The organism is Homoserinimonas flava (genome assembly GCF_054969005.1).
The window spans coordinates 620,728-635,262 of sequence record NZ_JBUEQS010000002.1 but is presented as its reverse complement, the minus strand read 5'-3'; the positions used below and the strand labels follow the sequence as shown (position 1 = coordinate 635,262).

Sequence of the window (14,535 nt, the reverse complement as noted above, 5' to 3'; positions counted from 1 at the left end):
CGACTACTGAGTGCCGACTACTCAGCGCCGATCGACACGAACTCGCGCAGCCCCGCGACATCCTGTTCACGGATCTTCGCGTGGATGCGGGTGCCAGACTCCTCATACGTCGTCGACTCGATGACCGCGCGATCGTGCAGTGACGCGACGACGTCCCCGCGGTCATAGGGAACAAGGAGATCAACCTCGACAGAGGGTGACGGCAGCAGCTGTGCGATGCGCTCCAACAGCTCATCGATGCCCTCCCCCGTGCGAGCGGAGACGAAGATACCGTGCGGCTCAAGCCCGCGGATGAGGAGACGCTGGTCGTCGTCTGCGAGATCGGCCTTGTTGAACGCGACGATCTCGGGGATATCTCGCGCGCCAACCTCACCGATGACATCGCGCACCGTCGCGAGTTGGCTCGCCGGATCGGGGTGCGAGGCATCGACGACGTGCACGATGACGTCGGCCTCAGCGACCTCTTCGAGCGTCGAACGGAACGCCTCGACCAGCTGGTGCGGGAGATTGCGCACAAAGCCGACCGTGTCGGTGAGTGTGTAGTGTCGTCCGTCGTCGGTCACCGACTTGCGCACCGTCGCATCGAGTGTGGCGAAGAGCGCATTCTCGACGAGCACACCGGCCCGCGTAATGCGATTGAGCAGGCTTGACTTGCCCGCGTTCGTGTAGCCGGTGATCGCGACGCTCGGCACCTCGAAGCGGTTGCGGTTCGCCCGCTTCGCCTCGCGCGCCGGCGTGAAGTCTTTGATCTGACGGCGCAGCTTCGCCATGCGGGTATGGATGCGGCGGCGATCGAGTTCGATCTTCGTCTCACCCGGTCCACGGCTGCCCATACCGGCCCCCGCGCCACCCACCTGGCCACCGGCCTGGCGGGACATCGACTCACCCCAGCCTCGGAGCCTCGGCAGCAGGTATTCGAGCTGGGCGAGCTCAACCTGAGCCTTGCCCTCCCGGCTCTTGGCGTGCTGGCTAAAAATGTCGAGGATCACGGCGGTGCGGTCGATGACCTTGACCTTGATGACGTCTTCAAGCGCGCGTCGCTGGCTTGGCGCGAGCTCGCCATCGACGATGACCGTGTCGGCGCCAACCGCGGCGACAACATCGCGCAGTTCGTGGGCCTTGCCCTTGCCGAAATAGGTGCTCGGGTCGGGGGTCGCCCGTTTTTGAAGGAGACCGTCGAGCACGACCGCTCCTGCGGTCTCGGCGAGAGCAAACAACTCTCGCATTGAGTTCTCGGCGTCGCGGACAGCACCCTGCGCGTAGATGCCGATGAGGACGACCTGTTCGAGACGGAGCTGGCGATATTCGACCTCGGTGACATCGTCGAGTTCGGTTGAGAGACCGGTGACGCGACGGAGTGCCTGTCGGTCGTCGCGATCGAACTGCTCGCCGTCGGAGTCGTCGCGCGTGCCGAATGCTTCGCCGGCCTGCAGGGCTTCAGCGCGGCCGCTCGTGAAGATCGTGGAGCCGGCCGGACGCTTGGACGCGCTCGCGAGCACACGCTCAATGACGTCATCGTCACGACGCTCTTCTGATTCAGCTTCAGTCATTGGGTTAACCCTAGCTCCTCGCTATTCGATAGGTTTCTCTGCATGGCAAATGAGCACTACTTCTCCGCGCTCCCGGAGAGTGAGCTCAAACTTCGCCCGCTCAGCGTGTCGCTCGCAGGCCGTCCAGTCACCCTCACGACCGCGAGTGGCATCTTCAGCCCCGATCGCGTCGATGCGGGAACCCAGGTGCTGCTCGCCAACACCCCACCATCGCCTCCGGGCGGCAACCTGCTCGACCTTGGCTGCGGGTGGGGACCGATCGCCTTGACCATGGCCATCGAGTCACCGCACGCGACCATCTGGGCTGTCGACGTGAACGAACGGGCCCTCGACCTCGTTCGTCGCAACACCGAGATTCTTGGGCTCACCAATGTCAACGCCGTGCAGCCGGAGAATGTTCCCGCGGATGTGGTCTTCATGGGCATCCGATCAAACCCGCCGATCAGGGTGGGCAAGAGCGTGCTGCACGACATGCTGCTCGAATGGCTGCCACGACTCGACTCCGCGACCGATGCCTGGCTTGTCGTCCAGCGCAATCTTGGCTCTGATTCACTCCACCGTTGGATGGAGGGCGCGCTGCCTGAGGGCTTCACCGTGTCGCGTGCCGTGACGAACAAGGGGTATCGCGTGCTGCGGGTGCGCCGGCGCTGACGCTGGCACCGATTTAGAGGGTGACGACACCCTCATAGACCAGCACCGCCGGCCCACTGAGCGACACGTGCTCGCCGTCTTCAGCCGCCCACATCCGCACCCCGAGGGTGCCGCCCGGCACCTCGACCCGCCAGTGATCTGGCGCTCCAGCACCCGCCCAGTGTCGCGTCGCGAGGGCCGCGGCAGCTGCCCCGGTGCCACACGAGAGGGTCTCGCCACTCCCGCGCTCGTGCACCCGCATCGTGATGTGCCCCACCCCGTCAACGACGAGGGGGTCATGCGGCACGACGAACTCGACATTCGCACCATCCGGGGCGAACGGATCAAGCTCGGGTGCCTCCGTGAGGTCAGCGGAGGCGAGCTCCTCGCGGCTCGAGAGCGCCACCACGACGTGGGGGTTGCCGACGTTGATGCCAAGGCCTGGTCGCGCGACCGCGACGCCGCGGGTGTGCACGAGAGGCTCGACACCGTCGAGCCGCCAGCGGCCAAGATCGACCTGGAAGCCGCGCTGGTTTCGCTGAAGATCGCGCACACCGGCGCGGGTGCCGACCGTCAACGTATCCGAGCGATCGAGCTCGACCAGACCGGTGCTCGTGAGGTACTCGGCAAACACCCGGATGCCATTGCCACACATCTCAGACGGCGAACCATCGGCGTTGTGATAGTCCATGTACCACTCGGCGCCGTCGTCTTCCGCAAGCGCCGCAGCACCCTCGGGAAGGTTGGCGGACCGCACCGCACGAATCACGCCGTCCGCCCCCACCCCGAAACGCCGGTCTGCGATGGCCGCGAGTTGCTCGCTGGAGAGGTCAAGGGCACCATCGGGATCGGCGATGAGCACAAAGTCATTGCCAGTGCCCTGTCCCTTAGTGAAATGGATGTGAGGCATGCTTCAAGGATAGGGGCGGCCGCTGTGGCATCCGCCCTGTCGCTCGCGTCAGCGCAGCCCCGCAGCGCGGAGGGCGGCGGCGAGCCTCTCGGGGGCGTCGTGCTCGATCCACGCTGCGCTGCGATAGCGACGGAACCAGCCGACCTGGCGCCGGGCATATTTGCGGGTCAGCGCCTGCGTTTGCTCGATCGCGGCATCCTCCGAGAGGGCGCCATGGTGCTGGGCGATGGCCTGTGCGTAGCCGATCGCCCGATGCGCAGTCACCCCGCGCTCGATCCCAGCGTCGATGAGCCGCTCGACCTCGTCGAGGAGCCCGGAGCGCCACATCTGCTCCACCCGCGCGTCGAGACGTGCGACGAGTGCCTCGCGAGGCGCGGTAAGGCCGAGGATGCGCGTATCCGGCCACCACGGAGCATCCTCTGGGAGTCCGGCGCCGAAGGGCTCCCCAGTGATCTCGAACACTTCGAGCGCCCTGACAATGCGACGACCATTGTGCGGCCCGATCGACGCGGCCGCCGCGGGATCGACCGCGGAGAGGCGACGAAAGAGCAAGCCGGGACCGCCACCTTCGAGCTCCGCCTCGAGACGAGCGCGCACCACGGCGTCGGTGCCGGGAAAGCGGAAGTCGAAGAGCACCGACGAGATGTAGAGCCCCGAGCCGCCCACCATGATGGGTGTCGCACCGCGGTCGAGAATCGACCGGATGGCCGCGCGCGCCTGGTCCTGGTATGCCGCAACGCTCGCCTCCTCTGTGACGTCGAGCACGTCAAAGAGGTGATGCGGGATGCCGCGGCGCTCGTCGACCGGCAGCTTCGCCGTGCCGATGTCCATGCCGCGATACAACTGCATGGCGTCGGCGTTTACCACCTCTGCCCGACCACCCGCCGCCGCGATGTGCTCGGCGAGATCGAGCGACAGTGCGCTCTTGCCGGTGCCCGTCGCGCCGACGACGACGATGAGGGGGTGCGGGTTAGCGCTCGCCATCGGCCGCGTCGTAGATCGGCGCGGTCGCAACCCGGAGACTCGGCAGGCCGAGCGACACCCGGCCGGGCGTGGAAGAACCGGCGGCGACCGGAGTGCCGCACGAGGCTGCCTCGGCGCGATCCCAGGCATCCCCCGCCCGCGTGCGACGGATGACCGGCGCAACACCCGGCGCAGGATCAGCAATGAGGTAGAAGGGCTTGGCATCGCTCACAGTCACGGTGACGATGTCGCCGGGGCGCGGTTGGGTCGCACCGTCGTGGAGCGAGAAATGCACGAGCCGACTGTCTTCGGCGCGACCAGAGATACGGTGCGTCGCGGCATCCTTCGTGCCCTCAGCCGACACCATGACGTTGACTTCAGTGCCAACGAGCCGCTGGTTCTCCTCCCACGAGATGCGATCCTGCAACGCCATAAGGCGTTCGTAGCGCTCCTGGACTACCGCCTTTGGCACCTGGTCGTCCATCGTGGCGGCCGGCGTGCCTGGCCTGATCGAGTACTGGAATGTGAACGCTGAGGCGAAGCGAGCCTGCTCAACGACACGGAGGGTCTCCGCGAAGTCAGCTTCGGTCTCGCCGGGGAACCCGACAATGATGTCGGTCGAGATCGCCGCGTTCGGAATCTTCGCCCGCACGCGATCGAGGATGCCAAGGAAGCGCTCGGAACGGTAGCTGCGCCGCATCGACTTGAGGATGCGATCGGAGCCGGACTGCAAAGGCATGTGGAGCTGCGGCATGACGGACGGCGTTTCAGCCATCGCATCGATGACGTCGTCGGTAAACGCCGCGGGGTGCGGGCTCGTGAACCTGATGCGCTCGAGCCCCTCGATTTGCCCTGCTGCGCGGAGAAGCTTGCTGAACGCTTGACGGTCACCGAATTCGACGCCGTAAGAATTGACGTTCTGCCCGAGCAACGTCACCTCGATGGCACCGTCATCGACAAGGGCCTGCAGTTCGGTGAGGATGTCACCGGGACGACGATCTTTCTCCTTGCCCCGCAGCGCCGGCACGATGCAGAACGTACACGTGTTGTTGCAGCCCACGGAGATCGATACCCAGCCGCTGTGGGTCGACTCGCGTCGGGTCGGCAGTGTCGAGGGGAACACCTCGAGCGACTCAAGGATCTCGATCTCGGCGCTGCCATTGTGCCGTGCGCGCTCGAGCAGCGCCGGTAGGGAGCCCATGTTGTGCGTGCCGAAGACGACATCGACCCACGGAGCCTTCTCGAGGATGACGTTCTTGTCTTTCTGCGCGAGACAGCCACCAACCGCGATCTGCATACCGTCGTGCTTGCGCTTGACCGAGGCAAGCTGGCCAAGGTTGCCGTAGAGCTTGTTGTCGGCATTCTCGCGTACCGCGCACGTATTGATGACGACGACGTCAGCCTGGCCGTCGAGCGCACGAGCATAGCCAGCGGCCTCGAGGGCCCCACTCAGCCGCTCGGAATCATGGACATTCATCTGGCAGCCGTAGGTGCGCACCTCGTAGGTGCGCTGGGGTGGCGCGTGGAGTGGCGCATCGGCGGGTGCAAGGGTCGTCATGATGCCATCAAGACTACCGCCAGGGCCTGGGCGGGGCCTCGATCAGGATCGTGTGAGCGTGACTGTGAGGGTGCGTCCGCTCACACTCGCCATGACGGCGGCGTCAAGGGTTGAGGCCCCGTCTTCGTAGGCGGCCGTGTACACGAGCTCACCGTGCACGCTGTCGACGTGCACCGTGATTGTGAGCACACCGTCTTCGAGCGACCAGGTGTCGGATGCTTCATCCCACCGCTTCTCGTTGTACTCGACATCGACGGTGTGGTCGGCGCTCAACGTGAAAATTGTGGTGTCACCCGCACTGTCGAGTCCGCTCCAGGTCGAATCGATGAGGGCCTGCTCCGCGCGATCTTGCGGTGTGAGCGGGGTCGAGGTAGGCGGAGCGGGACTCGGCGCCGTTTGCTGATCAGACGCCGCACAGCCAGCGAGGAGGAGGACAGCGATGGCGAGCGTTGCGAGACGGCCGCTCTGGGATCGCATGCCCCCATGGTAGCGGCGTAGTGCGGCGACGTGACGGAACGGGCTCAGCGAAAGCGAACGCCACCAGGGCTCGCCCGCGGTGATCCGAGCGCGTGGTCAACCGCGTCACGAACGAGCCCCGAGTTGTAGCCCTTGCGCTGCAGGTACCCGGTAAGCCGACGCTGTGCCGTCTCATGGTCGTATGACGACAGCTTCCCGGCGCGCTTCTCAGCGAGCTCGAACGCACGATCGCGTTCATCGTCGCCGTCGAGGCCCGTTATGGCCGCGTCGATCACCGCTTGATCGATGTGTCGCCGGCGGAGTTCACCGATGATCGCCTGACGGCCAAGCCCCTTGCGTTCGTGTTGGGTGCGGACAAGCGTCTCTGCGAGTGCCTCGTCGTCGATGAGACCGACCCCTTCGAGTCGCGCGATCTCAAACGCGACGGTCTCATCGTCGAGGTCTCGAGATTTCAGCAGGTTCTCAAGCTCCCACCGTGAGAGGTTGCGGCGGCTGAGCCCCGAGAGACTCACGTTGGAGGCCCGCTTGACCTGGCGCTTGGGAAGCTCTGGTTCGATTGCCGCCGCGGACTCGCCGGCACCCTCTCCTGACTCCGCGTCGAGCCCGGGAACCGCCCACTCTGCTGCGGGCTGGGCGATTCCGGGGAGGTAGGTGACGGGGGCGAGACGCTCGCCCCCGTCACTCGATGCGTGTGGCAACGGATCAGGCCCCGACGGCCTTGCGACTTGCGAGCTTCGGAGCGATCGGCTCGACCTTGGCTTCGGGTGCCGCGACCGCATTCGGGTCTTTGGTGATGCCGAGCTTCACGAGGATCTTGTCCTCGATCTCCTGCGCCACCTCGGGGTGCTCGATGAGGTAGCGGCGCGAGTTCTCTTTGCCCTGACCCAGCTGGTCACCGTCGTAGGTGTACCAGGCACCCGACTTGCGGACGATCTCGTGCTCGACACCGAAGTCGAGCAGACTGCCCTCGCGCGAGATGCCGACGCCGTAGAGGATGTCGAACTCCGCCTGCTTGAACGGCGGCGCCATCTTGTTCTTGACGACCTTGACTCGCGTGCGGTTGCCGACGGCGTCAGTGCCCTCCTTGAGGGTCTCGATGCGTCGGATGTCGAGGCGCACGGAGGCGTAGAACTTGAGCGCCTTGCCGCCGGCCGTGGTTTCGGGGCTGCCGAAGAAGACACCGATCTTCTCGCGAAGCTGGTTGATGAAGATCATCGTGGTGCCCGTGGTGTTGAGACCACCAGTGAGCTTGCGGAGCGCCTGCGACATGAGCCGGGCCTGAAGACCAACATGTGAGTCACCCATCTCACCCTCGATCTCTGCGCGCGGCACGAGCGCTGCGACAGAGTCGATGACGATCAGGTCAATTGAGCCTGAGCGCACGAGCATGTCGGCGATCTCGAGCGCCTGCTCACCCGTGTCTGGCTGCGATACAAGCAGCGCATCGATGTCGACACCGAGCGACTTCGCATACTCGGGGTCGAGCGCGTGCTCAGCGTCGATGAACGCGGCAATGCCCCCGGCCTTTTGTGCGTTGGCGATCGCGTGGAGCGTCAACGTGGTCTTGCCCGAAGACTCTGGGCCGTAAATCTCCACGATGCGGCCCCGCGGGAGCCCACCAATACCGAGCGCAACATCCAGGGCGATGGAACCCGTCGGGATCGTCTGCACCGGTGCGCGGTCATCGCTGCCCAGGCGCATAACCGAGCCCTTGCCGAACTGCCGGTCGATCTGTGCGAGGGCGGTGTCGAGTGCCTTCTCGCGGTCAGCTGCTGATGCCATTTCGTAGCTCCTGTCGTTGCGCACTCCCGGGCGTTGCACGGTCGTGACGGGTGATGTGCCTGTCTTCTGTCGCCTGACGGATCGACCGGTGGTGCAAGGTCTGACCGCGTACGACAAGGCTGGATTGACGGCTCTCGCCAGCAGCTCACACAGTAGGTCGCACCCCCGACATCGTGTCGATGTTGGTGGCGTACCTGTGAGAACTGCCTTCGATCTCCGCTGTGCAGGAGCCTACTCGCATCCGAACACATGTTCGAAGCTATTCGTGCGGCGTGTCGAACACGCGGCAACTCAGCCCTCGCGAAGAAGCCCGACGCCGTGCTGGCGCGAGTGCGGAACATCCGAAGCCCGGCACAGGGCACGCCACACCTCGCGCGGAGCAGCGCCCGAGGCGAGCGCCTGCTCCCCCGTGACATCGCCGAGATCGGTCAGCACGAGATCGTGGACGAGCGTTCGCCCATAGGCGTCGCCGAACTCAGTGCCGACCGCGATCCAAAACTCACTCAGGCGCATGGTTCACCCCGCGTGCGAGGGATTCAGCGGACTGCCATCCCCGCCTCGACAGACGGCTCAAAGCCGTCGCGGGGAAACTCGCGCTTCGCGAACGTCGTCGCGAAGTCTTCGGGAACCGTGTCGGGGAAGGCAGCGAGACCCTCGATGATCGCCATGCGATCACCAACCTCGTGCATGATGACGGAGATGGGGGTGTCGAGCGCTTCAGCAACTGACGCGAGGATCTCAGAACTGGCCTCTTTTTGGCCACGCTCCACCTCGCTCAGATATCCGAGCGCGACACTGGCACGGCTTGCGACCTGGCGGAGTGTGTGACCCTTCTGCAGGCGAAAGTCCCGCAGAACGTCCCCGATTTCCTGACGAACGAGAACCATTGGACCCTCCCCAATTCTTATGACCGGATGCCTAGCGTGGGTGAAACTCTAGTCATTTTCGTCTGTGCAGTGCTTGTGAATGTACTGCCTGTAACACGATCGTAGCGCGAAGCATTCCCGCACCCCGCTGTGATGCGTTCAAGCAAGTCGCTCTGCCATCACCGAGACGGCCGCCGCGACGGTCGCGTGCCGGATCGATGCGCGGTCGCCCTCGAACTCGAACGCCGAGACCCGCACGTCGCCCGCGATCGCGACAGCAATGAACACTGTTCCCGGAGCGTGGCCATCCTGCGGGTCTGGCCCGGCAACACCCGTGGTCGCCACTCCGATGTCAGCGGCTGCCCCACCGACTGCGAGCACATCGCGAACCCGCGATGCCATCTGCGCCGCGACATCCGGATGCACCGCGCCGTGCACGTTGAGGATGGAGGCATCGACCCCGAGCACCGAGTGCTTGAGCTGAGTGTTGTAGGCGACGACGCCGCCGAGCACGGCAGCCGATGCCCCCGGAGTCGCAATGAGCTCGGAGACGAGGAGACCGCCGGTGAGCGACTCCGCAACCGCGATCGTCAGGTGACGATCAATGAGCAGCCTGACAAGGTCGTCAGCCGCCGTCACGCGCGCTCCCCGTGGCGCACGGCCTTCACGACGTAGTCGAGGCCGGACAAGAGCGTTGCGGCGACCGCTGCGGTCATGAGAGCCCCATTGAGCCAGTGCACCCAGTCGCCGAGGATGAGCCAAAGCGGGGTGAGGAAGAACGAGATCGCCACCGACTGCAGCACCGTTTTGAGCTTGCCCCCTCGCGAGGCCGGGATAACCCTGTTGCGGAGCATCGCCACGCGGTAGAGGGTGATGCCAACCTCCCGGAGGAGGATGACGGCGACGACCCACCACGCCAACTCATCAAGCAGGGCGAGGCAGACGAGTGCGCCGCCGGTAAGGAGCTTGTCGGCAATCGGATCCATGAGCTTGCCGAAGTCGGTGACGAGGTTGCGACTCCGTGCAATGTGGCCGTCAATGCTGTCGGTCGCGATGCCGACGATAAAGAACGCGGCGGCGATCCACCGCAGAAGCTCGAGCTCACCGCCGTCGGCGAGCATCATCCAGAAGAAGATCGGCGCCATGAGGATGCGCACGATCGTGATCATGTTGGGCACGTTCAGGATGCTCGAAGGCGAGTCGCCCGCGCTGATCACACGACCGCGCAACGAATTGGGGAGCCCCACTCGCCTACTCCCTGTCGGTCAGTTGCCAGGCATCTTCGGAATCGGATGCCTCAACCTCATCGTAGCCGCTCGTCATCGCCGACACGGGGTCGCCCGAGGCGGAGGCCGCCGAGGATGCGGCCGGAGCATCGTCACCACGGAGCCGCGCAAGCACGCCGGGAAGCTGCTCCGGGCTGACGAGCACATCGCGAGCCTTCGACCCCTCGGAAGGTCCGACAATCTCGCGGGACTCCAGGAGGTCCATGAGTCGGCCGGCCTTGGCAAACCCGACCCTGAGCTTGCGTTGCAGCATCGAGGTTGAGCCGAACTGGGTGCTCACAACGAGCTCGGCGGCCGCGAGGAGCACCTCGAGGTCGTCACCGATGTCGCTATCGATCTGCTTCTTCTCTGCGACGACCGCGACATCGTCGCGATAATCGGGACGAGCCTGCTGCGTCACGTGTTTGACGATGGCATTGACCTCTTCTTCGCCAACCCAGGCACCCTGCACGCGAATCGCCTTCGAGGCCCCCATCGGCAAGAAGAGAGCGTCGCCCTGGCCGATGAGCTTGTCGGCGCCCGGCTGGTCAAGGATGACGCGCGAGTCGGTCATGCTACTCACCGCGAAGGCGAGACGGCTCGGAACATTGGCCTTGATGAGGCCGGTTACGACGTCGACCGAGGGGCGCTGGGTTGCGAGCACAAGATGAATGCCGGATGCCCGCGCGAGCTGCGTGATGCGCACGATCGAATCCTCGACATCGCGCGGCGCGACCATCATGAGGTCGGCGAGCTCGTCGACGACGACAAGGAGGTACGGGTAGGCCTTGAGCTTGCGCTGACTCCCCTCCGGCAGCACGATCTCGTTGTTCACGACGGCGGCGTTGAAGTCATCGACGTGCCGGTAGCCGAAGCTCGCGAGATCGTCGTAGCGCATGTCCATCTCTTTCACGACCCAGGCGAGTGCTTCTGCCGCCTTCTTCGGGTTCGTGATGATGGGCGTGATGAGGTGCGGGATGCCGGCATATGGCGCGAGCTCGACACGCTTGGGGTCGATAAGCACCATGCGAACCTCGGAAGGCTTCGCCCGCATGAGAAGCGAGGTGATCATCGAGTTGACGAACACGGACTTGCCCGACCCGGTCGAGCCAGCGACGAGGAGGTGCGGCATCTTGGCGAGATTCGCGACAACGAAGCCACCCTCGACATCTTTGCCGACGCCGATCGTCATGGGGTGTGCGCTGCTCGTGCTGGCTTTGGACCGCAACACGTCGCCGAGCGAGACGATCTCTCGATCGGTGTTCGGGATCTCGATGCCGATCGCACTCTTGCCGGGAATGGGCGAGAGGATGCGCACCTCGTTGCTCGCGACGGCATAGGAGAGGTTCTTGCTGAGTGCGGTGACACGCTCGACCTTGACCCCCGGGCCGAGCTCGATCTCGTACCGCGTGACCGTTGGGCCGCGGCTGAAGCCCGTGACCTTGGCATCGACGGCGAACTGTTTGAGCACCTCGGTGATGGCGGCAACGACGTCGTCGTTCACCTTGGAGCGAGACTTGGGCGGTGTGCCCTGTTTCAGCGCTGATGACGCCGGAAGCCGGTATGGCGACTCGGGCCGCTCGGCGGACTCGAATTCGCCCTTGCGCCCCTTCTCCGATGCAGTGCCGGCGAAACCGGGCAGCAGGTCGGCGACCGGTTGCTCGCCGTCACCGCGGATGCCGGTGCCGTGCTGGTTCGCTGGCTCAACCTCGCCCGTGAAGCGCTTCACCGCATCTTCGGCTTTCACGAGCTCTTCGAGAAGCTCAACGCCAAAGTGTGACGGGACCGGCTCAACCACCTCGGTCTCGTCTCCGCGGGACAGCACCGGGCTATCGAAGGCCGGATCGGTCTCACGCTGTGTCTTGTTGCGACGCCACCATGGCAGGGTCGCCGCCTCGTCTGGATCAATGCCGAGATCGCCGAAGTCGCCGAGCGCCTCGGTCTCGCGCTTCGTGCGACGCTCGGCACCCTCTGGAAGCTGTTCGCCGAAGAGGTAGGTGTAGAGCTCACCGAAACGGCGACCGACCCGGTTGGGCGGCGTCTTGGTGATGATGAAGGCCGAAAGCACGAGAAGCAATGAGGCGACGATGACACCGAGCCAGATCACCCCGAAGTACACGAATGGTTGCCCGGCGACCCACCCGACGATGCCGCCGGCGCGCGCCAGACCAACCGCGCCGTCTGAAGGCTGAGGCGCGCCGCCGAAGAGGTGGCTGAGGCCGCTCACGCTGACGAGGAGCACGGCGAGTCCAACCCCGATGCGACCGTTGTCGTTGACGGACGCAGGATGGCGGAAGAGCCAGATCGCGAACAGGAGCATGATCACGGGCAGCGCATACGCGACCCGGCCGAATAGCCCGCCGAAGGTCCACGCATCGAGGGCAACTGCGACAGGATCATTCGGGTTGAACCACTCGACCACGGCTCCCGCAATGGCGAGGAGAAAGACAAAGAAGGGTACGCCGTCACGCCGCTCGTCTTTTGCGAGAGATTCGCGGCCGAAGAGTCGTGCTGCACCGCCAACGACGTGGGCCGCCCCCAGCCAGGCGCTCGTGAGGAGACCGTGCTCCGGCGCCGGCGCTGCGGCCTTCGTGGGAAGCTTCTTCGTTGCCGCGGTGCGCGCAGGCACCTTCGCGGTGCGCGTCGAACCCGAACGCGCGCGCGAATTCGACCTGGTGCTCGTAGCCATGCGACCACGGTACCCGCGGGCACCGACGATGCGTGGTAGCCGGGCGGCGTGGCTGGTTTGCCGACAGCCGCCCGGCGAGAGGCGATCAGGCCTCGATAACCACCGGAACGATCATGGGGCGACGGCGGTGCTGCGTGTTCACCCAGCGGCCGACCGTGCGGCGGATCACCTGACTGAACGCGTGGGAATCCCGCGTGCCATTCTCAGCGGCCTCGAGCAGCGCCTTCACGATCTGCGGCTTGACGGCATCGAACACCCCGTCATCTTCGGCAAAGCCGCGCGACTGAATCTCTGGCCCCACAATCACGCGCCCCGTCTGCGCATCAATCGCGACGAAGATCGAGATGAAGCCTTCTTCTGCCAGGATGCGGCGATCCTTGAGGTCTGCATCGGTGATCTCGCCGACGGTGGCGCCATCGACGTAGACATAGCCGAGGTCGAGCTGGCCGACAACCGTCGCCTCGCCGTCGCGGAGGTCGATCACGGTGCCGTCCTCCGCGATGATCGTGTTTTCCTCTGGCACCCCCGTTTGGATCGCAAGCTGCTGGTTCGCGACGAGATGGCGCTGCTCACCGTGCACCGGGACAACGTTCTTGGGCCTGATGATGTTGTAGCAGTAGAGCAGTTCGCCCGCGCTCGCGTGCCCAGAGACATGCACCTTGGCATTGCCCTTGTGCACGACATTCGCACCGAGCTTCATGAGGCCGTTGATCACGCGGTAGACCGCGTTCTCGTTGCCGGGAATGAGGCTCGAGGCGAGGATGACGGTGTCGCCCTTGCCAACCTCAATCTTGTGCTCGAGATTCGCCATGCGCGCGAGCACGGCCATCGGCTCACCCTGCGAGCCCGTGCTCATATAGACAATCTTTTCATCGGGCAGGCTGTCAGCCTTCTTCTGGTCGATGAGCACGCCCTCAGGCACCTTGAGGTAGCCGAGCTCGGCCGCGATGGTCATGTTCCGCACCATCGAGCGACCCATGAAGGCGACCCGACGCCCGTTGGCATGGGCCGCGTCCAGCACCTGCTGCACACGGTGGACGTGGCTCGAGAAGCTCGCGACAATAACACGGCGCGGTGCCTTCGCCATCACTGCCTCGAGCACCGGCCCGATATTGCGCTCTGGGGAGGTGAATCCCGGGACATCTGCATTCGTAGAGTCGCAGAGCAAGAGATCCACCCCTGCCTCGCCAAGACGCCCGAACGCCCGCAGATCGGTGATTCGGTCATCGAGCGGGAGCTGATCCATTTTGAAGTCACCCGTGTGCAGCACGACGCCGGCACTCGTCTTGATCGCGACGGCGAGTGCATCGGGAATCGAGTGGTTGACGGCGATGAACTCCAGGTCGAATGGCCCGAACGACTCGGTCTGACCTTCGGCGACCGTGAGCGTGTACGGCGTGATGCGATGCTCTTTGAGCTTTGCCTCGATGAGCGCGAGCGTGAGGTTCGATCCGATAATCGGGATGTCCTGCCGCAGGCGGAGGAGGTAGGGCACGGCCCCAATGTGGTCTTCATGCCCGTGCGTGAGCACGATACCGAGCACGTCATCGAGGCGGTCGCGGATGGGCGTGAAGTCGGGGAGGATGAGATCGACTCCGGGCTGGTGCTCCTCGGGAAACAGCACGCCGCAGTCGACGATGAGGAGCTTGCCCTCGAATTCGAAGACCGTCATATTGCGGCCGATTTCGCCGAGCCCCCCGATGGGGATGACACGGAGCGTGCCGGGTTGCAGTGGTGCGGGCTGATAGATGTGTGCGTTCATAGCGTCCTGAATGTCGCGGCCGGGGTGCGGCCGATCGGTGGAAGGGTCCTGAGCCCTCGGTGTGAAGTTTGTGGAGGATCGTG

14 protein-coding genes are annotated in these 14,535 nt (G+C 64.9%); 1 reads left to right on the top strand and 13 read right to left on the bottom strand.

Annotation, left to right across the window (positions count from 1 at the left end; all coding sequences use genetic code 11):
* Window positions 1–17: 17 nt before the first annotated feature.
* On the bottom strand, window positions 18–1,550 hold the full coding sequence (hflX, locus tag ACY48M_RS08455; RefSeq protein ID WP_462819825.1) for a GTPase HflX: 1,533 nt from the start codon (window positions 1,548–1,550) through the stop codon (window positions 18–20).
* Between the two features lie 42 nt (window positions 1,551–1,592).
* Here hflX and ACY48M_RS08450 point away from each other — a divergent pair, with 42 nt between their 5' ends.
* Complete coding sequence (locus tag ACY48M_RS08450; RefSeq protein ID WP_462819824.1) at window positions 1,593–2,201, top strand: class I SAM-dependent methyltransferase; 609 nt, start codon at window positions 1,593–1,595, stop codon at window positions 2,199–2,201.
* Between the two features lie 13 nt (window positions 2,202–2,214).
* On the opposite strand, the gene dapF is transcribed toward ACY48M_RS08450, so the two are convergent.
* The 12 genes from dapF to ACY48M_RS08390 all read right to left on the bottom strand — a co-directional run bounded on the left by dapF (window position 2,215) and on the right by ACY48M_RS08390 (window position 14,452).
* A complete protein-coding gene (gene dapF / locus ACY48M_RS08445; RefSeq protein WP_462819823.1) occupies window positions 2,215–3,090 on the bottom strand; it encodes a diaminopimelate epimerase in 876 nt (291 codons plus the stop codon).
* A gap of 48 nt (window positions 3,091–3,138) precedes the next feature.
* A complete protein-coding gene (gene miaA / locus ACY48M_RS08440) occupies window positions 3,139–4,074 on the bottom strand; it encodes a tRNA (adenosine(37)-N6)-dimethylallyltransferase MiaA (protein ID WP_462819822.1) in 936 nt (311 codons plus the stop codon).
* Entirely contained in the window at window positions 4,061–5,611 is a 1,551-nt protein-coding gene (miaB, locus tag ACY48M_RS08435) for a tRNA (N6-isopentenyl adenosine(37)-C2)-methylthiotransferase MiaB (RefSeq protein ID WP_462819821.1), read from the bottom strand. Before miaB ends, miaA begins: the two co-directional genes overlap by 14 nt.
* 42 nt (window positions 5,612–5,653) lie before the next feature.
* Window positions 5,654–6,088 carry a hypothetical protein gene (locus ACY48M_RS08430; protein WP_462819820.1) on the bottom strand — a complete coding sequence of 145 codons (435 nt, stop codon included), beginning with the start codon at window positions 6,086–6,088 and terminating at the stop codon, window positions 5,654–5,656.
* Window positions 6,089–6,132: 44 nt separating this feature from the next.
* Window positions 6,133–6,786: a regulatory protein RecX gene (locus ACY48M_RS08425; protein ID WP_462819819.1), complete on the bottom strand. Its 654-nt coding sequence runs from the start codon at window positions 6,784–6,786 to the stop codon at window positions 6,133–6,135.
* Between the two features lie 4 nt (window positions 6,787–6,790).
* A complete protein-coding gene (gene recA / locus ACY48M_RS08420) occupies window positions 6,791–7,870 on the bottom strand; it encodes a recombinase RecA (protein ID WP_462819818.1) in 1,080 nt (359 codons plus the stop codon).
* 291 nt (window positions 7,871–8,161) lie between these two features.
* Window positions 8,162–8,383, bottom strand: coding sequence for a DUF3046 domain-containing protein (locus ACY48M_RS08415; protein WP_462819817.1), 222 nt, complete (start codon window positions 8,381–8,383; stop codon window positions 8,162–8,164).
* A gap of 23 nt (window positions 8,384–8,406) precedes the next feature.
* Complete coding sequence (locus ACY48M_RS08410; protein ID WP_462819816.1) at window positions 8,407–8,757, bottom strand: helix-turn-helix domain-containing protein; 351 nt, start codon at window positions 8,755–8,757, stop codon at window positions 8,407–8,409.
* A 138-nt stretch (window positions 8,758–8,895) separates the two neighbouring features.
* Complete coding sequence (locus tag ACY48M_RS08405; protein ID WP_462819815.1) at window positions 8,896–9,375, bottom strand: CinA family protein; 480 nt, start codon at window positions 9,373–9,375, stop codon at window positions 8,896–8,898.
* Complete coding sequence (gene pgsA / locus ACY48M_RS08400) at window positions 9,372–9,914, bottom strand: CDP-diacylglycerol--glycerol-3-phosphate 3-phosphatidyltransferase (protein WP_462819814.1); 543 nt, start codon at window positions 9,912–9,914, stop codon at window positions 9,372–9,374. The genes ACY48M_RS08405 and pgsA overlap by 4 nt, the downstream gene beginning before the upstream one ends.
* A 73-nt stretch (window positions 9,915–9,987) precedes the next feature.
* Window positions 9,988–12,690, bottom strand: a complete 2,703-nt coding sequence (locus ACY48M_RS08395; RefSeq protein WP_462819813.1) for an FtsK/SpoIIIE family DNA translocase — start codon at window positions 12,688–12,690, stop codon at window positions 9,988–9,990.
* 85 nt (window positions 12,691–12,775) lie between these two features.
* Window positions 12,776–14,452, bottom strand: a complete 1,677-nt coding sequence (locus ACY48M_RS08390) for a ribonuclease J (RefSeq protein WP_462819812.1) — start codon at window positions 14,450–14,452, stop codon at window positions 12,776–12,778.
* Between the last annotated feature and the right edge of the window lie 83 nt (window positions 14,453–14,535).

What these genes read in the sequence shown, in the direction of transcription:
- hflX (WP_462819825.1), bottom strand. Translation starts at nt 1,550, where the DNA reads ATGACTGAAGCTGAATCAGAAGAGCGTCGTGACGATGACGTCATTGAG.
- ACY48M_RS08450 (WP_462819824.1), top strand. Translation starts at nt 1,593, where the DNA reads ATGGCAAATGAGCACTACTTCTCCGCGCTCCCGGAGAGTGAGCTCAAA.
- dapF (WP_462819823.1), bottom strand. Translation starts at nt 3,090, where the DNA reads ATGCCTCACATCCATTTCACTAAGGGACAGGGCACTGGCAATGACTTT.
- miaA (WP_462819822.1), bottom strand. Translation starts at nt 4,074, where the DNA reads ATGGCGAGCGCTAACCCGCACCCCCTCATCGTCGTCGTCGGCGCGACG.
- miaB (WP_462819821.1), bottom strand. Translation starts at nt 5,611, where the DNA reads ATGACGACCCTTGCACCCGCCGATGCGCCACTCCACGCGCCACCCCAG.
- ACY48M_RS08430 (WP_462819820.1), bottom strand. Translation starts at nt 6,088, where the DNA reads ATGCGATCCCAGAGCGGCCGTCTCGCAACGCTCGCCATCGCTGTCCTC.
- recA (WP_462819818.1), bottom strand. Translation starts at nt 7,870, where the DNA reads ATGGCATCAGCAGCTGACCGCGAGAAGGCACTCGACACCGCCCTCGCA.
- ACY48M_RS08415 (WP_462819817.1), bottom strand. Translation starts at nt 8,383, where the DNA reads ATGCGCCTGAGTGAGTTTTGGATCGCGGTCGGCACTGAGTTCGGCGAC.
- ACY48M_RS08410 (WP_462819816.1), bottom strand. Translation starts at nt 8,757, where the DNA reads ATGGTTCTCGTTCGTCAGGAAATCGGGGACGTTCTGCGGGACTTTCGC.
- ACY48M_RS08395 (WP_462819813.1), bottom strand. Translation starts at nt 12,690, where the DNA reads ATGGCTACGAGCACCAGGTCGAATTCGCGCGCGCGTTCGGGTTCGACG.
- ACY48M_RS08390 (WP_462819812.1), bottom strand. Translation starts at nt 14,452, where the DNA reads ATGAACGCACACATCTATCAGCCCGCACCACTGCAACCCGGCACGCTC.